20 protein-coding genes are annotated in these 20,041 nt (G+C 66.3%); 16 read left to right on the top strand and 4 right to left on the bottom strand.

The window, feature by feature from the left end; genetic code table 11:
* Window positions 1-25: 25 nt before the first annotated feature.
* Window positions 26-319, bottom strand: coding sequence for a WhiB family transcriptional regulator (locus tag G6N36_RS20915; protein ID WP_083127783.1), 294 nt, complete (start codon window positions 317-319; stop codon window positions 26-28).
* 358 nt (window positions 320-677) lie between these two features.
* Here G6N36_RS20915 and G6N36_RS20910 point away from each other — a divergent pair, with 358 nt between their 5' ends.
* Window positions 678-1,397, top strand: a complete 720-nt coding sequence (locus G6N36_RS20910) for a transcriptional regulator (protein ID WP_163688764.1) — start codon at window positions 678-680, stop codon at window positions 1,395-1,397.
* A gap of 7 nt (window positions 1,398-1,404) precedes the next feature.
* Here G6N36_RS20910 and G6N36_RS20905 read toward each other — a convergent pair whose 3' ends face one another.
* Complete coding sequence (locus G6N36_RS20905; protein WP_163688763.1) at window positions 1,405-2,880, bottom strand: MinD/ParA family ATP-binding protein; 1,476 nt, start codon at window positions 2,878-2,880, stop codon at window positions 1,405-1,407.
* Window positions 2,881-3,356: 476 nt separating this feature from the next.
* Between G6N36_RS20905 and G6N36_RS20900 the strand changes: the two genes are divergently transcribed.
* The 15 genes from G6N36_RS20900 to G6N36_RS20830 all read left to right on the top strand — a co-directional run bounded on the left by G6N36_RS20900 (window position 3,357) and on the right by G6N36_RS20830 (window position 18,575).
* Entirely contained in the window at window positions 3,357-3,980 is a 624-nt protein-coding gene (locus G6N36_RS20900) for an EspA/EspE family type VII secretion system effector (protein WP_163688762.1), read from the top strand.
* On the top strand, window positions 3,967-4,287 hold the full coding sequence (locus G6N36_RS20895) for a type VII secretion target (protein ID WP_163688761.1): 321 nt from the start codon (window positions 3,967-3,969) through the stop codon (window positions 4,285-4,287). The genes G6N36_RS20900 and G6N36_RS20895 overlap by 14 nt, the downstream gene beginning before the upstream one ends.
* Entirely contained in the window at window positions 4,284-5,144 is an 861-nt protein-coding gene (locus tag G6N36_RS20890; RefSeq protein ID WP_163688760.1) for an ESX secretion-associated protein EspG, read from the top strand. Before G6N36_RS20895 ends, G6N36_RS20890 begins: the two co-directional genes overlap by 4 nt.
* A 12-nt stretch (window positions 5,145-5,156) precedes the next feature.
* On the top strand, window positions 5,157-5,588 hold the full coding sequence (locus G6N36_RS20885; protein WP_163688759.1) for a YbaB/EbfC family DNA-binding protein: 432 nt from the start codon (window positions 5,157-5,159) through the stop codon (window positions 5,586-5,588).
* Window positions 5,581-7,302 (top strand): type VII secretion AAA-ATPase EccA, encoded by a 1,722-nt coding sequence (gene eccA, locus G6N36_RS20880; protein ID WP_163688758.1) that lies wholly within the window; start codon window positions 5,581-5,583, stop codon window positions 7,300-7,302. Before G6N36_RS20885 ends, eccA begins: the two co-directional genes overlap by 8 nt.
* A gap of 2 nt (window positions 7,303-7,304) precedes the next feature.
* A complete protein-coding gene (eccB, locus tag G6N36_RS20875) occupies window positions 7,305-8,786 on the top strand; it encodes a type VII secretion protein EccB (protein ID WP_163688757.1) in 1,482 nt (493 codons plus the stop codon).
* Entirely contained in the window at window positions 8,783-11,014 is a 2,232-nt protein-coding gene (gene eccCa / locus G6N36_RS20870; RefSeq protein ID WP_163688756.1) for a type VII secretion protein EccCa, read from the top strand. Before eccB ends, eccCa begins: the two co-directional genes overlap by 4 nt.
* Window positions 11,011-12,771: a type VII secretion protein EccCb gene (gene eccCb / locus G6N36_RS20865; RefSeq protein ID WP_163688755.1), complete on the top strand. Its 1,761-nt coding sequence runs from the start codon at window positions 11,011-11,013 to the stop codon at window positions 12,769-12,771. The genes eccCa and eccCb overlap by 4 nt, the downstream gene beginning before the upstream one ends.
* A 166-nt stretch (window positions 12,772-12,937) precedes the next feature.
* Entirely contained in the window at window positions 12,938-13,231 is a 294-nt protein-coding gene (locus G6N36_RS20860; protein ID WP_163688754.1) for a PE family protein, read from the top strand.
* 35 nt (window positions 13,232-13,266) lie between these two features.
* Window positions 13,267-14,538 carry a PPE family protein gene (locus tag G6N36_RS20855; protein ID WP_163688753.1) on the top strand — a complete coding sequence of 424 codons (1,272 nt, stop codon included), beginning with the start codon at window positions 13,267-13,269 and terminating at the stop codon, window positions 14,536-14,538.
* A gap of 79 nt (window positions 14,539-14,617) precedes the next feature.
* Entirely contained in the window at window positions 14,618-14,929 is a 312-nt protein-coding gene (locus G6N36_RS20850) for a WXG100 family type VII secretion target (RefSeq protein ID WP_163688752.1), read from the top strand.
* A gap of 30 nt (window positions 14,930-14,959) precedes the next feature.
* Entirely contained in the window at window positions 14,960-15,256 is a 297-nt protein-coding gene (locus G6N36_RS20845) for a WXG100 family type VII secretion target (protein ID WP_163688751.1), read from the top strand.
* Window positions 15,257-15,345: 89 nt separating this feature from the next.
* Window positions 15,346-16,728 carry a MinD/ParA family ATP-binding protein gene (locus tag G6N36_RS20840; RefSeq protein ID WP_163688750.1) on the top strand — a complete coding sequence of 461 codons (1,383 nt, stop codon included), beginning with the start codon at window positions 15,346-15,348 and terminating at the stop codon, window positions 16,726-16,728.
* Complete coding sequence (eccD, locus tag G6N36_RS20835) at window positions 16,725-18,248, top strand: type VII secretion integral membrane protein EccD (RefSeq protein WP_163688749.1); 1,524 nt, start codon at window positions 16,725-16,727, stop codon at window positions 18,246-18,248. The genes G6N36_RS20840 and eccD overlap by 4 nt, the downstream gene beginning before the upstream one ends.
* An 18-nt stretch (window positions 18,249-18,266) precedes the next feature.
* Entirely contained in the window at window positions 18,267-18,575 is a 309-nt protein-coding gene (locus G6N36_RS20830; protein WP_163688748.1) for a type VII secretion target, read from the top strand.
* Window position 18,576: 1 nt separating this feature from the next.
* Here G6N36_RS20830 and G6N36_RS20825 read toward each other — a convergent pair whose 3' ends face one another.
* Entirely contained in the window at window positions 18,577-19,464 is an 888-nt protein-coding gene (locus G6N36_RS20825) for a hypothetical protein (protein WP_220096928.1), read from the bottom strand.
* Window positions 19,465-19,502: 38 nt separating this feature from the next.
* Window positions 19,503-19,988 carry a WXG100 family type VII secretion target gene (locus tag G6N36_RS20820; protein WP_163688746.1) on the bottom strand — a complete coding sequence of 162 codons (486 nt, stop codon included), beginning with the start codon at window positions 19,986-19,988 and terminating at the stop codon, window positions 19,503-19,505.
* Between the last annotated feature and the right edge of the window lie 53 nt (window positions 19,989-20,041).

Below are 20,041 nucleotides of genomic sequence, written 5' to 3'. Positions count from 1 at the left end.
CGACGCGGCAGCGGGAGATCAGCGGTCAGGCGATTTCCGCGTAGTAATAGCGACGGGGCCGCACCACTTCTCCGTTGCGCTCGGCGAGCGACTTCAGCTGGCGCAGGGCAAACGACCGCCCGCGCCCGCTCTCGGGAATGACGATGCCCGCCCACAGCCCTTCCGCCCGCGGCAGCTCGCACGCTTCCCGGGCGCAGAGCCAGCGCCTGGGGCATGCCCTGCAGATCGCCTTGGCCTCTTCGTCGGCTGACGTCGTCCACCGCTCAGGGTCGCGCGTGCAGGCGCCGACGGGCGTCTCGTCCCAGTGTGTTGAGTTCATCCGAACCCCTCCTTGTCCGCTCTGCGGCTGCTGCACCGCGTTGTCGCCAAGCTAGCGCACAAACCGTAGCGATGCAACAGTTATCGCTACGACTAGGCCGGCTGCGGCACCAGGGAAGTCTCGGCGCGATGGCCACTTTCAATCAGAGAATGTGAGCTGAGCTGGTCAGAAGCAGGCTAGGATCGCTGGACCGGGCCATCCCGAAACCGTAGCGCTGACGCGGTGCCGGTAGTCATGAAGACATAGCTTCGCCACAGATCCAGGCGCACCACGCGGCCCCAAGTCGTAGCGGTGGATCCGGCGGCCGATAGGATTGCGTCGCCGCTCCACCCCGTGAGTTCTCGAGGAATGCCCGTTGATGACCGACCCGGAGTCGATCGAGGTGCTCGACGAGGGGATGCGGCGTGCCGGTGCGGCCGCGGCGGCCCGTCGTCGCGAACTCGACATCAGCCAGCGCAGCCTGGCGACCGGCGGGATCATCAACGCCGGTGCGCTCATCGCGTTCGAGAAGGGTCGCAGCTGGCCGCGTGAACGTACGCGAGCAAAGCTCGAAGAGGTACTGCAATGGCCGCCGGGAACGATCGCGCGCCTGCGGCGGGGCGAGCCCGTCGCCGCCGAGCCGCGCGTCGAAACACGCGCCGATTCCGGCGATGACGTTCCCTTGATCGCGCAGGCGCTCGTCACCGCGGTCAACACCTTCGCCACCGCGGTCGAGGCACTGCCACCCGTCGACGATCCGGAGTTCACGCCCCGCGCGACGAAGATCCTTGCGGACTTGCGTCAACTGGAGGCCGTCGCGGCCCGGGCGGCCCGCATCAGCAAGGTGTCACCGGCATTGATCAAGGCGTTGAGCGCGGTGCGCACCCGCTACGACGAACTCATGCTCCGGGCCGCCCGCGCGCCGCGGGCCACCGTCGGCCAGCGGCTGTACGCCGCGAGGCGCGGCGCGAACCTGACCATCCTCGAAACTGCCCAAGCGGCAGGGGTTTCCGAAGAAGACGTGATAGCCGCCGAGGCGGAAGAACCGGTGTCTGCGGCGGCCGTCCAGGAAATCGAATCGTTGATCGAGCAGCTGTGAGGCAGCGTCAGTAGCGTTCGCGGTTGCGGTCGTCATGGGTGGGGTAGAAGTCGGCCAATGCCGCGGCGATCTCGATGAAGCGCCGCCGCGTCGCCGGTGACATCTCGCGCGTGCGGTCGATCACGCCGCCCGGCCGCAGATGCCCGTCGAAGGGCACCTCGACAACCCGCTGTCCCTGACTCGAGAACTGTTGCGCCAGAATCGAACGCGTCCGCTTGTCGGCGTGCCCGTCGGAGTCGTTGAGCACGATCACCGTGCGCTGCAGCAGACTGTTGAGTCCGCGGGCAGCCAGCCAGTCCAGTGTCTGGCCGGCCGCCGCCGCACCGTCGACCCACGGCGATGAGACCACGACCAACGCGTCGAGGTCCCGCAGCACCTCCTGGGTGACGGGGGTGTCCATGGTGGAGCTGCAGTCGACGATCGAGATCGTGAAGTACCGGTCGAGCCGTGAGGTCGCCTCTCGGTAGATCGCCGGATCCAGGACACGTCGACGCGCGGGCGTTCCCTCCCCGGCGAGGACGAACAGCCCAGCCGAGTTGTTGCCGACACGGCTCCGGACGTCGGCGAAGGTCTCCAGGTGTTGGTCGGCCGCCAGCTCCCAATAGGAGCCCTGCGCCCGCGGGTCGACGCGGCTGCCGAGCTTCCCGAACGCGGTGTCGGCGTCGATGGCCACCACGCGGTCGTCTTGCCGCAGTTCGGCGAAGACCGATCCGATGCTGGCCGACACGGTCGTCTTACCGACGCCGCCCTTGCCCATCACGCCGACCTTGAAGTGGCCGCGCAATCCCGACCTGACCTTGTCCTCGAGTTGGGCTTGGCGGATCTCGTCGGGGCTCTGGCCGAGGTTCACCAGACCGAACGTCGCCTTGAACAGCGCCAGACGCCAGCCGCCGCCAGGCGGGGTGCGCCGCTGCGGTACGAGCTCGTCGGCGCGTATCCGGTCCGCGTACGAACCGCTCGGCGCCTGCGCTCCTGGCGTTGCGTGCCCGTAGCCGGGAGTCCACTGCGGCCCGGGCGGACCGCCAGGGGCCGGCGGCCGTGGCCCGTGCGGCGGCTGACGATCCGGCTGCGGGGGTTGCGTGGTCCACGGCGCGGTGTCGCCGCGCGTGGGCGGCAGAGGTCCGGTCTCGCGCGGCGTCCCCGGCGGCGGGCCGTACCGGGGATTGGGTTGACGGAAATTGCCGCCCGGCCGCTCGGGCTCTCTGAAAGGTGGGGGAGCGCTCGCCTCTGCCGTCGGCGCGACCGATGCCCGGCTGACTTCCGTCGTCGTCCAGAGGTTCTCTTCGTCGGTGTCCCTGGTGTCGGATGGCGACGACGGAGGGATGTAGTCGACGGGTGGGCGCGGCGGCGCCGCTCCCCACGCGGGAGGGGCGGCCGGCCGCGACGGTGGTGTCGGTTCCGGGTCGGCTGACGGTTCGAAATCGGTGTCTTCGGGACCGGTCCATCCGAGCTTTCTCCGCAATTCGTCATCGCGGTCGGTCACTGAGTGTCTCCTCGGAATGTCGTGTCATGCGTGTGGCGGCCCCTTCCAAGTATCAACCAATCCGCGGCGTGCAGCGCAAACGCCTCCGTCCTCGGACCTGTCGATGCAGCTAGCAAATATCGCTATCCGCGCAGCGATCCGTATCCGGCGGTGTCGGAAGGCCCCGCGGGGTCCGCACCGTGGTGGTGTCGATGAGGAGCTTCCGTTCCCGGACACCGACCGGGTTTGGACTCCGGTGCGAGCGCTTGGCCGGTTCGCCAGGCCGCGTCAGAAATGTCTGGAAATGGCGATATCCACTGTTAGCCCATTGCTGAGCCGGTCGGAAAGCGCGCCGGCGCGGGGGGTGGTCAGGCCGGAAATTGGTGACATCGGCGCCCCTGGACCGCTGGTACGCTTTCACCCAGCGCAGGGGTCTACCAGAAGGGGTCGAATGGCATGCGTGTGGTTCGTGGCAAAGCATCGATGGTCGGTGACCAGTGACGCCCCGCACGAAGGCGTCCGATGACTCGCTCGACGCGGGCCTGCCCCACGCAGTCGGCTCGGACCTGTTGGATTTCGGCCAGCTGATCATCGCGGGCATGAGGTCGACGACCGGCGAAGGTGAGCCCGACGAGGGCGCGCAGTTCGATAGGGGAAGCAGAGAATTCAGCATGGCCGGCCAGACGCTACGTGCGGCGGCCGCCGACGACCGGTGGGACGGCGCCGCAGCGCGCGCCTACGCCGACCAGAACACCCGGCAACAAGTACGTACCGAAACGATGGCCGACGCCGATCAGGCCGTCTTCTCAGTCCTCGTTCGCGAGGCCTTTCAAATCAAGCTGCGCCGGGACACTCTTGACGACCAGTCAGACATTCTCGCCAGGGCGAGCTACGCGACCGTCCCCCTGCAGTTCATCCCGCGGTACGGCCAGGCCGCCATGCTGGCGATCGAGTCCACTACGCTCTCGGGCGCGCTTCTCGCCAGCGCCCAGGCGCTGCAGGAGTTGCACTCCGACGTGTCGGCCAACGCCGCCGAGCTTTCACAGGCGGTCGGTCGGTATGCCGGAGTGGCCGACGGTGCCGGGCCGGAGTTGGGAGCAGGGGTCGATGTCGGGGGATGACGTGCGCGTGACAACGGCGCACCTTGACGAACTGACCGTCCATCAGGTGCGGGCCGCCGCAGAAGCCAGATCCGCGACCCTTCTCGCCGACGGCGTCGACGCCGCGGTGCGATCCACCCACGGCGTCATCGCGTCGGCGACGGCCGGCGCCGTCAGCGACATCATCGCGGCGCGTCGCGCCGCGGGCATGAATATCGCCGCGATCTCCGACGACCTCGGGCAGAAATTGCACGAAGCCGCGCGGCGCTACGACCACGCCGACGATGCGATGGGCCGCGTCATGGATGGACAGGTGAAGCCACGATGAGCAGCAATGCGCAAGCGGCGCATCCAGATGCCACGCATGTCGACGACGTCGTGGGCGTCGAGGTCACGATCGACGGGATGCTCGTCATCGCCGATCGCCTTGGGCACTCGGAGTTTCCGACGGCGCTGGGCATCCGGCTCAACATCCCTCAGCCCGAACTGCGCCAAATCGTCTGGGAGCAGGTCGCGCGTGACCTGACTGCGCAGGGTGTACTGGATGTGTTCGGCCGACCCCACCCCGAGGTGGCGGCCATGGTCGACACACTCAGTCGGTCCGATCGCACCCTGGAGGGACGCTGGTGGCGTCGCGACGTCGGCGGCAAGATGATCCGTTTCGTGGTGTGTCGCAACGGAGATCGACACGTCATCGCGGCACGCGACGGCGACATGATCGTCTTGCAGCGCGTCGCGCCGCAGGTCGGTCTGGCAGGCATGGTGACCACGGTCCTCGGGACAGCCGACCCCGCCGACGTCGAACCGTTGACCGGTGTCGCGAGTCAGCTGGGGGAATGCCGCGACGCGAATCAGTTGATGAAGTACGGCATCGCACCCACGTCGGCGCGTGCTTACGCTGACATCATCGCGAACCCGGAGAGCTGGGTCGAGATCACCGCGGTCGAACGCCATCCCGGTGGCACGTTCACTCAGGCCGATGTCGCTGCCGGAGTGCTCGATTCCCGGCACGGCCGAATCGTGTCGATACCGCGTCGCGTGAACGGCGAGCTTTACGGCAGCTTTCTGCCGGGCACGACGGAGAACCTTGCGCGCGCGCTCGACGGTCTGATCGGATTCCTGCCCTCCGGTAAGTGGTTCGTCCAGGACTCGACCGACCGAGCCGGTGGAGCCGAGGCGCAGTGAGGAAAGCACCACATGGCGGCTGAGCATCAGCCATACGATTCCGACGAGCGCGACGATCTGGCCGCGCTCGATTTCTCACGTCCCGACCACGGCGACGACGACGCCGCACGGGTGCCGATGTTCACCGTGACCAATCCAGCGGGCTCCGTGACCGTCACGACGTTCATGGATGGCCGCGTCCAGCAGATCGAATTGTCTTCGAGGACCACCGATATGACCGAACCCGAGCTCGCCGACGAAATCGTCGTCATCGCGGGCCTTGCCACGCAGGAAGCGAAGTCAGCCCAGTACTCGTTGATGCTCGAGGGCATGCGCGACCAGGGCCACGACGACGCGGCGACCCGCGACTTTCTCACCCGCGACCTGGATCTGCCATCGCCCGAGGAAGCCAGGGCGGCACGAGCGCAGATCTTCGCGACGCGCTACGGGGGCGACGATGACTGAGCACCTCACCAATCTCTTCGGCAGCGCGGTCGGGATGCTACCCAGCTCGCCGGCGCGGTCGTTCGAAATCTTCTCCGAGATCACCGCGATGGACGAAACCGCTTGCGACGCATGGGTGGGGCGGATCCGCTGCGGTGACGCCGACCGGGTGACGCTGTTCCGCGCCTGGTATTCCCGGGCGAACTTCGGGCAGCTGGCCGGATCCGCCGAGATCTCGATGAACAGCATCAACGCCCGGGTGCCGATCGGCGGCCAGTTCGGCGACATCACCTATCCGATCAACTCGCCGCTGGCCATCACGATGGGCTTCGCCGTCCACGAGGCTGCGGTCGGCAACTACGCCGATGCCATGGAGGCGCTGGAAGACGTTCCGTCAAACGGCGCAGAGCATTTGGTGTCGTGGGTGAAGGCGGTGATCTACGGCGCGGCCGGGCGCTGGACCGACGTCATCGACGAGGTCAAGGGTGCCGGTGCGTGGCCGGACAAGTTCCTCGCGGCCGCCGCCGGTGTCGTCCACGGCGTGGCCGCCGCCAACCTGGGTCTGTTCACCGAGGCCGAACGACGTCTGACCGAGTCGAACTCGTCTCCTGCCGGTGAGGCATGTGCGCCCGCCATTGCGTGGTACCTCGCGATGACGCGACGGGGGCAGGGCAACGAAGAGTCGGCAATGGGACTGCTCGAGTGGCTGCAGGCAACGCACCCAGAGCCGAAAGTCGCCGCGGCGCTCAAGGATCCGAACTTTCGGCTGGAGGTCACTACCGCCGAGAAGATCGCGGCACGCAAGGATCCGTGGGACGCGGCCAGCGTCGAGGCGGACAACTCGGGCCGTGAGAAGCTGCTCGCCGAAGCAGAGGCCGAGCTGGACCGGCAGATCGGGCTCACCCGCGTCAAGGAGCAGATCGAGGCGTATCGCGCGGCGACGCAGATGGCCAAGATCCGGGCAGCGCGCGGCATGAAGGTCGCGCAGGCGTCCAAGCACATGATCTTCGCGGGCCCGCCCGGTACCGGTAAGACGACCATCGCCCGCGTGGTGGCCAACATCCTGGCCGGGCTCGGCGTCATCGGCGAACCCAAGTTGGTCGAGTCCTCCCGCAAGGATTTCGTCGCCGAATACGAGGGTCAGTCCGCGGTGAAGACCAGCCGCACCATCGACCGCGCGATCGGCGGCGTGCTGTTCATCGACGAGGCGTACACGCTCGTGCAGGAGCGGGACGGCCGGGCGGACCCGTTCGGCACCGAAGCGCTGGACACGCTGCTGGCCCGTATGGAGAACGACCGCGATCGGCTGGTCGTGATCATCGCCGGATACAGCAACGACATCGATCGGCTGCTCGAATCCAACGACGGTCTACGCTCGCGCTTCGCGACACGCATCGAGTTCGACTCCTACCTGCCGAGCGAAATCGTGGATATCGCGAAAGTGATTGCCCAGAACAACGATTCGAGTCTCGACGACGAGGCAGCCAAGCGTGTGCTCGAAGCCGCGACGCTACTGAGCCAGCGGGCGCTCAACGGTAAGCCGGCGCTGGACATCGCGGGCAACGGGCGCTACGCCCGCCAGCTGGTCGAGGCCGGTGAGCAGAACCGCGACATGCGCCTGGCCCGGTCGTTGGACTTCGAGAGCCTCGGGGTCGACGAGCTGAGCCAGATCAACGGCGATGACATGGCGGCCGCCATCGCCGGTGTACATGCACGATTGAGTATCGGCGAGTAACCATGGCGAGTTTCCGGCTTACCACCAAGGTGCAGGTCAGCGGCTGGCGTTTCCTGCTGCGCAGGGTCGAGCACGCGATTGTGCGACGGGACACCCGCATGTTCGACGACCCGCTGCAGTTCTACAGCCGCGCGGTTTCGGCAGGCATCGTGATCGCCGTCCTGATCTGCCTGGGCGCGGCGCTGCTGGCTTACTTCAAGCCGCTTGGAAAGCGGGGCAGTGACACACTTCTCGTCGACCGCACCACCAACCAGCTCTACGTCGTCATCCCCGGCTCCGATCAGTTGCGGCCCGTCTACAACCTGACGTCGGCGCGACTGGTGCTGGGCAACGCCGGGACCCCGGTCGCGGTGAAGTCAGACGAGCTGGACCGGATGCACAAGGGGCAGCCGATCGGCATTCCCGGTGCGCCCTATGCCACGCCGGTCGGCGGCGCCAGTTCGACCTGGACGTTGTGCGATACCGTGACCAAGCCCGAAAGCGTCGCACCGAACATCGAGACATCGGTTGTCGTGCAACCGCTTTACCTCGACTCTTCGGTCGGCCCGATGCGCCCCGACGAGGGCCTGCTGGTGTCCTACGAGAACGACAACTGGCTGGTGACCGAGACTGGGCGGCACGCCATCGACCTGTCCGACCGCGCGGTGACGTCGGCGGTGGGCATCCCCGTCACCTCCAAGGCGACGCCGATCTCGGAGGGCGTCTTCAACGCGCTGCCCAACGCCGGGCCATTGCGGCTGCCTGCGATCGCGCGCTTTGGCGAACCCAATACCGTTGGCCTGCCGCCGAATCTGGTGATCGGATCGGTGTTCATGGCGCTCACCGAAGACGGAGAACAACATTTCGTGGTTCTGCCCGACGGCGTGGCTCGGATCAACGGCACCACTGCGGCGGCATTGCGCGCCACCAATTCGTTCGGCCTGGTGACACCGCCGTCCGTCGAGGCCAGCACGGTCGCCAAGATCGCCGAGCAGATATACGGCTCACCGCTTCCGGACGAGCCGCTGGAGATCTTGTTGCGCGAGGATGCGCCGACGCTGTGCTGGTCGTGGCAGCGCGAGCCAGGGGATCAGGCGCCGAAAACGACCATCATCGCGGGGCGTCACCTGCCGATCGCGTCGTCGGCGATGAACACCGGTATCGACCAGATCGGCGGCGACGCAAAGGTTTATTTGGACGGGGGCAAGTACCTCCGGCTGCAATCGCCGGACCCACGCTACGGAGAGAGCCTCTATTACATCGATCCGCAGGGTGTGCGTTATGGCCTGCCCGACGAGCAGACGGGCGGCACCATCGGCCTCAGCGCACCGGTGACCGCGCCGTGGCAGGTGGTCAGCCTGCTGGTCGACGGCCCGGTGCTGTCCAAGCAGGCGGCGCTGATCGAGCACGACACCCTGCCGCCGAACCCCAACCCGCGCAAGGTCCCAGACGGCACCAGCGCCGGGGCGCAACCCGTGAACGCGAACACCGGAGGTGGCCGGTGACCACGAAGAAGTTCACGCCGATCATCAAGCGCGGGCCGCGGCTGACGCCGGGTGAGATCAACGTGACTCCCCCCGACGACCTCGGGGTCGAGATTCCGCCGTCGGGCATCCAGAAGGCGCTGCCGTGGGTCATGGGCGGCGGCATGCTCGGGATGATCGCGATCATGATCTTCACCGGTATCCGGCAGCTGTCGCCCTACATGCTGATGATGCCGCTGATGATGGTGATGGCCACCGTCGGCTTCATGGCCGGTGGCGGTCCAGGCGGCAAGAAGGTGCCCGAGATCAACGCCGACCGTAAGGAGTATCTGCGCTACCTCGCGGGTCTCCGCACGCGGGTGACGTCGTCGGCGGCCGCCCAGGTGACGTTTTTCAATTACCACGCACCGCATCCCGACGATCTGCTGTCGATCATCGGGACCAACCGGCAGTGGTCGCGTCCCACGAACGCCGACTTCTTCTCGGCGGTGCGCATCGGCTTGGGGACCGAGCCCGCGGTCGACCGATTGCTGAAACCCACCGTCGGCGGCGAGCTGGCCGGACCGCAGGGCGCCCCGGCACCGCATCTGGAACCGGTCAGTCACATGTGGGTCACCAAGTTCCTGCGCACCCATGGGTTGATCCACGATTGCCCGAAACTGGTGCAGCTGCGCACCTTTCCGACCATTGCGGTCGGCGGCGATCCGGACCGAGCCGCGGGTCTGCTCACGGCGATGATCTGCCATCTCGCGGTGTTCCATCCGCCGGACCTGATGCAGATCCGGGTGCTCACCGACAATCCGGAAGACCCGAATTGGGTCTGGCTCAAATGGCTTCCGCACGTGCAGCACCAGACGGACACCGACGCCGCGGGTCCGACGCGGCTGGTGTTCACGCGACCCGACGGGTTGAGCGACTTGACGGCCCGCGGCCCGCACACGCCCGACGCCACCCCCAGCGGACCGTACGTCGTCGTCGTCGACCTTTCGGGCGGCAGGGCCGGCTTCCCGATTGACGGCCGGGCCGGCGTCACCGTTCTCACGCTCGGCAACCACCGCGGCTCGGCCTACCGAATTCGCGTCGACGCCGACGGCACGGCCGACGACCGGCTCCCCAACCAGACGTTCCGGTTACTCACCTCGGCGACCGACAGAATGACTCCGGAGCATGCGAACCGCATCGCGCGCAAGCTCGCCGGATGGTCCATCACGGGCACCATCATCGACAAGAGCGTGCGTGTGCAGAAGAAGGTCGCCACCGAATGGCACCAGCTCGTCGGCGCGCACACGATCGAAGAGGTGACGCCCAACCGGTGGCGAATGTTCACCGACACCGACCGGGACCGGCTGCGTATCCCGTTTGGGCACGAACTGAAGACCGGCGACATCATGTATCTCGACATCAAGGAAGGCGCGGAGTTCGGCGCTGGGCCGCACGGGATGCTGATCGGCACAACGGGTTCCGGTAAGTCGGAGTTTCTGCGCACGCTGATCCTGTCGTTGGCCGCCACCCATCACCCCGACCAGGTCAACCTGCTGCTCACCGACTTCAAGGGCGGATCGACGTTCCTCGGTATGGAGCGGCTGCCGCACACCGCCGCCGTCGTCACCAACATGGAGGAAGAGGCCGAACTCGTCAGCCGTATGGGTGAGGTGCTCACCGGTGAGCTGGACCGCAGGCAGTCGATCCTGCGGCAAGCCGGCATCCAGGTCGGCGCAGCGGGCGCGTTGTCGGGTGTCGCCGAGTACGAGAAGCACCGGGAACGCGGCGCTGACTTGCCACCGCTGCCAACCCTTTTCGTGGTCGTCGACGAGTTCGCCGAACTGTTGCAGAACCACCCCGACTTCATCGGATTGTTCGACCGGATCTGTCGTGTCGGTCGGTCGCTGCGGGTGCATCTGCTGCTCGCGACGCAGTCGCTCAACACAGGCGGCGTGCGTATCGACAAGCTCGAACCCAACCTCACGTACCGCATCGCGCTGCGCACCACGAGTTCGGCCGAATCCAAGGCCGTGATCGGAACGCCTGAGGCGCAATACATCACGAACAAGGAGAGCGGCGTCGGGTTCCTACGGGTCGGCATGGAAGACCCCGTCAAATTCCACAGTGTGTACACCGGCGTCAACTACGTGCCGACCACAACCGTGCAGGACAACGGAGAAGTCAAGCCGCGTGTTCAGAGCGCAGACCGGATTCGCATCCGCCAGTTCACCGCGGCGCCGATCTTCGATACGGCGGTGAGCACATGAGCGTCGAATCGGAACAGCGCGTATTGCGCGAAGTCATCATCGACCAGCTGGACATCGGCGAGACCCGTGCCTACCGGATGTGGTTGCCGCCGTTGTCTGATCCGACTCCGGTGAACGAGCTCATCGAACGCGATCATCAGTGGCGGCCGCTGCGATTCGGCCTGGGAATCATGGACGAGCCGCGACGGCACCGCCAGGAGGTTTGGGGCGTCGACGTCTCGGCGGCCGGCGGCAACATCGCCGTCGGAGGCGCACCGCAGACCGGCAAGTCCACGTTCCTGCAGACACTCGTGCTCTCCGCGGCGGCCACGCATACTCCGCGCCAGGTGCAGTTCTATTGCATCGACCTCGGCGGCGGCGGTCTGATGTACCTCGAAGACCTGCCGCACGTCGGCGGTGTGGCGACGCGTTCGGAACCAGACAAAGTGAACCGCGTCGTCGCCGAAATGAAAGCCGTTCTGCGCCAACGAGAGGCGCTGTTCAAGCAGCTGCGCGTGGGGTCCATGGCGGCCTACCGGCAGATGCGTGAAGATCCCAACCACCCCGCCGCCGTCGACCCGTTCGGCGACGTGTTCATGGTCATCGACGGTTGGCCTGCATTCGTCGCAGAGTTCCCCGACCTGGAGCCCACGGTTCAGGATCTCGCGGGGCAGGGCTTGCAGTTCGGGGTGCACACAGTGATTTCCACGCCGCGGTGGACCGAGCTGAAATCACGTATTCGTGATTACCTCGGCACCAAGATCGAATTCCGCCTCGGCGATGTGAACGAAACCCAGATCGACCGCATCACCCGCGAGATCCCGCAGAACCGGCCGGGTCGCGCGATCTCGGAGGAGAAGCATCACTTGATGATGGGCGTCCCCCGGCTCGACGGTGTGCACAGTGCCGACGAACTCGTCACCGCGATGTCGAACGCGGTGGAGGTGATCAGCGGGCAGAACACCGAGCAGGCGCCGAAGGTCCGCGTGCTGCCGGAGCGCATCTACCTGAACGAGCTGGACCCGAACCCACCCGGACCCGAAAGCGACTACCGCACGCGGTGGACGGTGCCGCTGGGTGTGCGCGAGGCGGACCTCACGGTGGCGTACAACTCCATGCACCTGACACCGCACCTGCTGATCTTTGGGGCGCCCAAGTCGGGCAAGACCCGGATCGCGCATGCGGTGGCGCAGGCCATCTGCAAGCGCAACGACCCCTCTCAGGTGCGATTCATGTTGGCCGACTATCGCTCGGGGCTGCTCGACGCGGTGCCGGATAGCCATCTGCTCAATGTCGGGGCGGTGAACCGCAACCAGGCAGCGCTGGAAGTATCGATCCAGGCACTCGCGGGCAACCTGCAGAAGCGAATGCCCCCACCGGACCTGACCACTTCCCAGTTACGGTCGCGGTCTTGGTGGGAGGGCCCGGACGTGGTGCTGCTGGTTGACGACTGGCACATGATCGTCGCGGCCAGCGGGATGGTTTCCCCGATGGCACCATTGTCTCCGTTGCTGCCCGCAGCCGCGGACATCGGCCTGCATATCATCGTGACCTGCCAGATGAGTCAGGCGCATCGGGCCACGATGGACAAGTTCGTGGGTGCCGCCTACGGCGCCGGTACCCCTACGTTGTTTCTGTCCGGGGAGAAGGTGGACTTCCCCTCACGCGAGATCAAGGTGCAGCGGCGGCCTCCTGGCCAGGCGTTTCTGGTCTCACCGGATGCCAAGGAGGTCATCCAGGCCGCATATGTGGATCCACCGGAAGAAGAAGTGTTCTGAGCACCCCTCAGACGCAGTTAGTATGGATCGGAGACGTCCTAGCAAACATGAATCTAACTGCCAGCGACGGGGTCGGGGGAAGATTCCAGACTCACTGGCTATGCGGGCTAGGCCCTTCATAAATGAATAACCAGGCAATTCATCTATGTATGAGGAGATGGCGCAAATGCAACCTTTGGAGCACAACCCGGCAGCGGTCGGGATCGGCGCACAGGTAGTCGCAAACGGCGTTCGCGGCTTGGCCGCCGGCACCGTCGCCTCCGCTGCTGTGACCGCGCTGGTGCCCGCCGGTGCCGACGAGGTTTCTGCCCAGGCGGCCGCGGTATTCGCCAAGGAGGGCGTCGAGGCCCTGGCGTTGAATACGTTTGCTCAGGAAGAGCTGTCCCGCGCCGGCGCGGCATACGTGGAGATCGCAGGGACCTACGCGGCGGTCGACGCCGCCAACGCCGCGACCTTCTGATAGCTCGCTGACCATACGCGAGGAATCGACGAGCGATGGAGTGGCATGGAATGCCGCCGGAGGTGAACACTGCGCGGTTGATGCTGGGTGCCGGACCGGCGCCCATGCTGCAGGCTGCCGCGGGGTGGGAAGCTCTGGCGATATCCCTCGAGACTCAGGCCGATGAACTGGCCACGAGTCTGGCTGCCCTGACATCGGTGTGGAGTGGTTCAGCGAGTGAGCGGGCGGTTGCCTCGACCATGCCGATGGTCACCTGGCTGCGTACGGTGTCCGCTCAGGCGATGAAACGGGCGATGCAGGCCATTGCGCAGGCCAACGCGTATACCGCCGCAATGGCGACCACGCCTCCGCTGGCGGAGATCGAGCAGAACCACGTCACACACGCGGTGCTGGAGGCGACCAACTTTTTCTGGGTCAACACCATCCCGATCGCATTGAACGAGATCGATTACTTCGTGCGGATGTGGAATCAGGCTGCCGGGGCGATGGACGTCTACCAGGCCGAAACGCTGCTGAACTTGATGTTCGAGATCATCGCGCCGCCGAAGCCGATCGTGATGCCCGGCGTCGGCGAGAGTGGGGCGGCCGCAGCGCTTGCGTCGGCGGCGGCCATGGCGCCCGCGGCGGCGGTTCGCAACGCGGCTATCGCACAGGTCAGCGCGCAGGGCAAGGCGGAGTCGGTACGGCAAAACGCGGGGAATGCGGCCGCCCTGGGCAACATGGCCGCCCAGCGTGCCCAAGGCCAGGTGCAGAAGGCCGACACTGCCGCACCCCAGGCCCAGCAGATGCAGCAGGGCATGCAGATGGGCATGCAGATGGCGTCGCAAATCGGATCGGCTGTCGGTCAGATTCCGCAGCAGGCCAGCCAGATGGTCATGCAACCGATGCAGCAGCTGACGCAGCCGCTGCAGCAGGTGACTTCGATGTTCAGCAGCATGGGCGGCGCTGACAAGGCCCAGATCGGCCTGATCGGTGCCAGTCCGCTGTCCAACCATCCATTGGCCGGCGGCTCCGGCGCCGGGTCGGGAGCCGGGCTGGTGCGCGCGGCGTCGTTGCCGGGTGCAGGAGGCTCCGCGCCCCGAACCCCCTTGTTGGCCAACCTGATCGGCGAGACCAAGCCCCTGGTGGCGGCCGGTGCCGCCGCGGGTGCGGGTGGTATGGGTCTGGCGCCCGTCGGCGCGGGCGGTGGCGTGGGACCGATGCACGGCATGGGCCAACGCGGTAAGAGCGGCGGGTCCAAGCAGGGGTTGACGGCACCCTCCGTGCTGCCCCAAGACCTCAACGAAGACGAAGAAGACGACTGGTAACCACAGACTTCCCGGTCCCAGTGACCGGAAAGACTCGCCATCGAGTGGTGAGGACACAGGAAAAGGAAAAGGAAACACAATGGCAGGAATGGAAACCGATGCTGCTGTCCTCGCCAAAGAGGCCAGCAACTTCGAACGAATCTCGGGTGAGCTTCAGGCCATCATGGGTGCGGTCGACGCCACCGCGGCCGGCCTCAAGCCGGCGTGGCAGGGCGATTCAGGTGGTGCCGCCCAGTTGGCGATCGCCCGCTACCAGGAGGCGGCCCAGACCCAGCGCACGTTGCTGGACGAAATCAGCATGAATATCCACGGTTCGGGCACGGACTACACGGCCACTGACACCGATCAAGCCTCGGCGGTGCAGGCCGCAATGAAAGACATGGGCATCTGACCCCGATCAATCCCTAGGAAAGGACAGAGCATGAATTCTGGTGGAGCGCAGGTATGGCAATTCGGCGCAATTGAGGGCGGGGCCGGTGAGATCGGCGGCGTCGTCAATCGAGTGGAGGGGCTACTCAAAGAGGGTGCGGCGTCGCTGGCGACGCTCCAGTCGGTCTGGGGCGGCAGCGGCTCCGAGGCATACCTTGCCGTGCAGACGCGCTGGGACAACGCTTCTACTGAGTTGAACCTGGCACTTCAACAGCTGGGCCACACCATCAGTGAGGCTGGCATCAACATGGCCCAAACCGAAGCGGCCGTTACCGGAAGGTTCGCCTAGCACGACGGCGCGCGCGGGTGGGCGAGTGTGCCACCCAAAGGGGGCCCGCCCACCGCGTGCGTCTCGGCTTCTAACAATGAGAGGTACTCATGTCGGCAGACTATGACCGGCTTTTCCACTCTTCAGGGTCCTCGGTGGACGCTATGCCGACAGCCGACGATGCGGATCGTGATGTCGCCGCCACAGGTCCGGCGCCGACCACCGGTCCCGGCCGTAGCGAGGTGACGCCGCCCGCGATGCCCGTTGATCCGAACAAGACTCAGGCCGCCTCCGCGCCGGCCCCGCGCCAGACCGAGGTCACGACGCAGATGCCCGCCGCACGTCCGGCCGCGCCGCCGCGCCCGCAGCCGAACGGCATGATGCGGACACCGAAGGCCACCGGCCCGGCAGGTGCCCGCTTCGAACAACAGCGGCCGGCACCTATGCCCGCGCCACGGCCGGCGCCTGCGCCGTCGCAGCACTTCACTGAAAGCCAGTCCGAGATGGATTTGGTGCGTCGAGTCGGCCAGCCCGCGCAGACGTCGGCGGCGACGATCGGCAACCATCGCGCCATCGATGCGCTGTCGCACGTCGGCGTGAAGTCCGCGGTGAAAATGCCATCGCAGCGCGGCTGGCGGCATCTGCTGTACGTGCTGACGCGTATCAATCTCGGGTTGTCGCCCGACGAGCTCTACGAGATGGATCTGCATACCCGGATCCGCCGAAATGCGCGTGACTCGTACCAGATCGGCGTCTTCGGGCTGAAGGGCGGTGTGGGCAAGACCGCCATCACCGTCTCGCTGGGTTCTGCGCTGAGCAAGGTGCGCGGCGACCGCATCCTGGCCATCGACGCGGACCCGGACGGCGGCAACCTCGCCGATCGGGCCGGACGGCAGTCGGCGGCGACGATTGCAGATCTGTTGTCGGACAAGGAACTCGCGCGGTACAACGACATCCGCGCGTACACGAGCATGAACGGCTCGAACCTCGAGGTCCTGTCGTCCGACGATTACAGCGCAGCGCGTCGCGAGTTCAACGACGAGGACTGGAAGGACGCGACGACCATCGTGTCGCGTTACTACAACCTGGTGTTGGCTGACTGCGGGGCCGGGCTGTTCCAGCCCGCCGCTCGCGGCGTGCTGTCGACGGTTTCCGGCCTGGTGATCGTGGCGAGCGCGTCGATCGACGGTGCACGCCAGGCCGCGATCACCATGGACTGGTTGCGGCAGAACGGGTATCAGGATCTGCTGGGCCGCTCGTGCGTGGTGATCAACCACGTCGTGCCGGGCAGACCGAACATCGATATCGAGGATCTGGTGCAGCAGTTCGAGCGCCATGTCCCGCCGGGCCGAGTCATTGTGCTGCCGTATGACAAGCACATCGCGGCCGGCACCGAGATCCAGCTCGACCTGCTCGGCAAGGACTTCCGGCGCCGGGTCATCGAGTTGGCCGCGGCCTTGTCCGACGACTTCGACAGGCTCGAACGGCGTTGACCTCCACCGCCGCCGCAGCACCGGCGTCGGGTGTGACGCCTGGCCGGCCGTCGACCACACGCGTGACGATCCTGACCGGTCGGCGGATGACCGACCTGGTGCTGCCGGCGTCGGCACCGATCGAAACGTATATCGATGAGACGGTGTCGGTGCTGGCAGAGCTACTCGAGGACACACCGAAGGATGTCCTCGCCGGGTTCGACTTCTCGGTGCAGGGGGTGTGGGCGTTCGCACGCCCCGGCGCGCCGCCGCTGAGATTCAATGAGTCGTTGGATGACGCGGGTGTGGTCGACGGGTCCCTGCTGACCCTGGTTTCCGTCAGCCGGACCGAGCGCTATCGACCGCTGGTCGAGGACGTGATCGACGCGATCGCGGTGCTCGACGAGTCCCCGGAGTTCGACCGTTCCGCATTGAATCGGTTTGTTGGCCTGGCGATTCCGTTCACCGCGCTCGCAGTATCGGTGATGTCGTTGGCGGCATGGAGCCGCAGTGGGCACGCCTGGTGGTGGGCAGTGGCGCTGGCCGTCCTCGGCCTGGGCCTCCTGGGCGGCAGCATGCTGGCGACCAACCGCTACCAGAAAATCGACATGTCGGAGTGTCTGCTGGTCGCGTCGATACCGGCACTGGCGGCGGCGGCGGCGCTCGCCGTTCCCTTGCCGAACGGCTACGGCGGACTCGGCGCGCCGCAAGCCGCAGGTGCGGCCGCGGTGGTGTTGTTGTTGACACTGGCGACCCGAGGTGGACCGCGCAAAAGGGCCGAGCTGGCTTCGTTTTTGGCGGTCGCGTCCATCGCGGGGACAGCTGCGGCTGTCGCATTCGGCTACGGATGGCAATACTGGGTGCCCGCAGGCGCAATTGCGTTCGGCCTGATCGTCGTGACCAATGCGGCCAAGCTGACCGTTGCGGTGGCTCGGATCGCGCTGCCGCCGATCCCCGCGCCCGGCGAAACCGTCGGCAGCGAGGAACTTCTCGACCCGGTCGCGGCACCCATGGGCGACGAGTCACCGACCTGGCAGGCGATCATCGAGTCCGTGCCGGACTCCGCCGCGCGGCTACACGAGCGCAGCCAGTTGGCGACGCGGCTGCTGATCGGATTCGTCACCGCGGGCGCGCTGATCCTGGCGATCGGCGCGATCACCGTTGTGGTGCAAGGACATTTCTTCGTCCACAGCATGATCGTTGCGGGTCTGGTCACGTCGATCTGCGGCTTCAGGTCTCGGCTGTACGCCGAACGCTGGTGTGCGTGGGCGTTGTTGGCGGCGGTTGTCGTGATCCCGACGGGCTTGATGGTGAAGCTGTTGTTGTGGGATCCCGACCGAGCGTGGTTGGTGCTGGCCCTGTACGTGGCTTTGGGAATCGTCACTCTGATCGTCATCGGTGCGGCCAGCAGCGTGCAGCGGGTGTCGCCGGTGACCAAGCGAATCCTCGAATTGGTCGACGGTGCGGCGATTGCGGCGATCATCCCTCTGCTGTTGTGGATCGCCAGCGTGTACGACCTGCTGCGAAATTTGAGGTTCTGATCGCGAGGGGAGTGGGCGATGAGCGGTGAGCTACCCGGGTTCGATCCGGAAGTGCTGCGCACTGCGACAGCGGCTTTCGGTGATGCGGCGGACGGTCTGAGCCGTATGCGGGCCGACGAGGTCGTCGGCAATGCGGGTGCGTCGCTGGGGCAGTTGCTCACAGCCGAGTCATGCCGCAGGGCGCAGGAGGGCATCACCGCGGCGGTTACCGCGGCGGTTGAGAGCGTTCGGGAATACAGCGACCTCCTGGACGACGCTGTGCGTGCCTATTCTCGTCAGGATCAAGCGGTCGCCGGCGACATCGCCAACGTCGACATCCCGAGCTGAGTCATGACAGGGGCACGCCAGAACTGTCCTTGAATGCTGCAACAAACGTGTTGTTGCCGTCTTCGAATCCCTTTGTGCCGATGTAGTTCTGCACATCGAGGTAGTACGTCCGCATGGCGGTGTCGGAGAACTTGTTCTGGACCGCGGCGGGTGACATCAGCCGGCCGTCCTCGACGTATTTGCTGAGGATCGCGGCGTTGGGATCCGCCGGCACCAGGATGGTCGCGATCCGCACCGCCATTTCGCTGGTTGCCGGGCCACTGGATGGTGTCGGGATGTCGCTGTCCGCCATTTCGACCGCGCCATACGCGGCGCCCAACAGCGCACCCGCTGCCCTGAGGGCGGCAACAGACTCGCGGCTGTCCGGCGGGGCCGCGGCCGCGGCCTCCTCGTACTGCTCGGCAGCAGCGTGCGTCGCCTCGACGGCAGTGCGCCCGGGTTCGGGGTCGGCGACGAAGACCGACAGCAGGTTTCGCAATGCCAACGGGTTGTCTGCTATCTGGACGCGGAGGGACTCGAATTCACGACGGTGGCCGCCGACAAACTCGCCGACGTGGGGAGCAAGCGAAGTAGCGTAGGCACGAGTCAGCTGGGGATTCATTTGTGCCGCCGAAACTTTCGTCAGGCCGAGGAAGCCGGAGCCGATAGCCGTCAACTTGCCATGGTCGGCGATCAGGTACTCGGCAAGCCTTGCGGCGCCTTGGTTCGCAGCCTCGTCGTCCTCGCCGATCCAGGTGAAGCGCGCCCCGGCAGCCGTGCCGTCGTCATCCCATTCGTACGTCGTCACGTTGTCGAGGACGTCGTCTCCCCGGTCGCCGGTGAGCACGCTGAGCATCTCGGGCGGGGAATCTGGTGGCAGCTCCGGAGTCGAAGCACCGCAGGCAGTCACAGTGACGAGAGCTGCTGCGAGGACCCCGAGGAGCCTGATCATCCGCCTGGCTCGAATATGGGAAAGCCACCGGCCGTCTCGTCGTCGATGACGTCGTACGTCTCGAGCAGTCGCTGGATCATCAGCGTGTATGCCTGCGGGACACTGCGGAAAGCTTCCGAGAGATTGGGCGGGGGCGTCGTGACCCCGTCGTCGGAGATCTCCCATCCCTGGCCGCGCAACTCGCCGACCATGTCCAGCAGCGCCGTGCGTGCCGAGTTGAGCTGCCCTCCGCCGGATGCCAGCACGCCCTGCAAGGTTTGCAACTTGTCGCGCAGCGCTTCCTGAGTTGCGAGGTTCTGTTCTCCGCGGGCGACCGCCGCGTCGGCCGCTTCCCCTGTCCAACCGTCACGCAGTTCGGCGATCGAGTCGCGCTGCATCGTGATCAGGTGGTCGAGCTGTGAGGCCATGTGGCCCACGTCGGCGGCCGCCGACGCCAGACGCTCCGGCTGTGACGCCTCGACGGCTGAGATGGAAGTGGCCACGAACTGATTATCCCGGGTCTGTAGATGCACTTTTTGCAGTTCTTGGAATGCGA

It is taken from the genome of Mycolicibacterium gadium (assembly GCF_010728925.1).
In the GTDB taxonomy this organism is placed as follows: domain Bacteria; phylum Actinomycetota; class Actinomycetes; order Mycobacteriales; family Mycobacteriaceae; genus Mycobacterium; species Mycobacterium gadium.
Note: the sequence above shows the minus strand (reverse complement) of the source record. Positions and strands in the feature narration are given on the sequence as shown.

Bases quoted from the DNA above. Each gene is read 5' to 3' on its own strand.
- G6N36_RS20915 (WP_083127783.1), bottom strand. From the start codon at position 319: ATGAACTCAACACACTGGGACGAGACGCCCGTCGGCGCCTGCACGCGC.
- G6N36_RS20910 (WP_163688764.1), top strand. From the start codon at position 678: ATGACCGACCCGGAGTCGATCGAGGTGCTCGACGAGGGGATGCGGCGT.
- G6N36_RS20895 (WP_163688761.1), top strand. From the start codon at position 3,967: ATGTCGGGGGATGACGTGCGCGTGACAACGGCGCACCTTGACGAACTG.
- G6N36_RS20890 (WP_163688760.1), top strand. From the start codon at position 4,284: ATGAGCAGCAATGCGCAAGCGGCGCATCCAGATGCCACGCATGTCGAC.
- G6N36_RS20885 (WP_163688759.1), top strand. From the start codon at position 5,157: ATGGCGGCTGAGCATCAGCCATACGATTCCGACGAGCGCGACGATCTG.
- eccA (WP_163688758.1), top strand. From the start codon at position 5,581: ATGACTGAGCACCTCACCAATCTCTTCGGCAGCGCGGTCGGGATGCTA.
- eccB (WP_163688757.1), top strand. From the start codon at position 7,305: ATGGCGAGTTTCCGGCTTACCACCAAGGTGCAGGTCAGCGGCTGGCGT.
- eccCb (WP_163688755.1), top strand. From the start codon at position 11,011: ATGAGCGTCGAATCGGAACAGCGCGTATTGCGCGAAGTCATCATCGAC.
- G6N36_RS20860 (WP_163688754.1), top strand. From the start codon at position 12,938: ATGCAACCTTTGGAGCACAACCCGGCAGCGGTCGGGATCGGCGCACAG.
- G6N36_RS20855 (WP_163688753.1), top strand. From the start codon at position 13,267: ATGGAGTGGCATGGAATGCCGCCGGAGGTGAACACTGCGCGGTTGATG.
- G6N36_RS20850 (WP_163688752.1), top strand. From the start codon at position 14,618: ATGGCAGGAATGGAAACCGATGCTGCTGTCCTCGCCAAAGAGGCCAGC.
- G6N36_RS20845 (WP_163688751.1), top strand. From the start codon at position 14,960: ATGAATTCTGGTGGAGCGCAGGTATGGCAATTCGGCGCAATTGAGGGC.
- G6N36_RS20840 (WP_163688750.1), top strand. From the start codon at position 15,346: ATGTCGGCAGACTATGACCGGCTTTTCCACTCTTCAGGGTCCTCGGTG.
- G6N36_RS20830 (WP_163688748.1), top strand. From the start codon at position 18,267: ATGAGCGGTGAGCTACCCGGGTTCGATCCGGAAGTGCTGCGCACTGCG.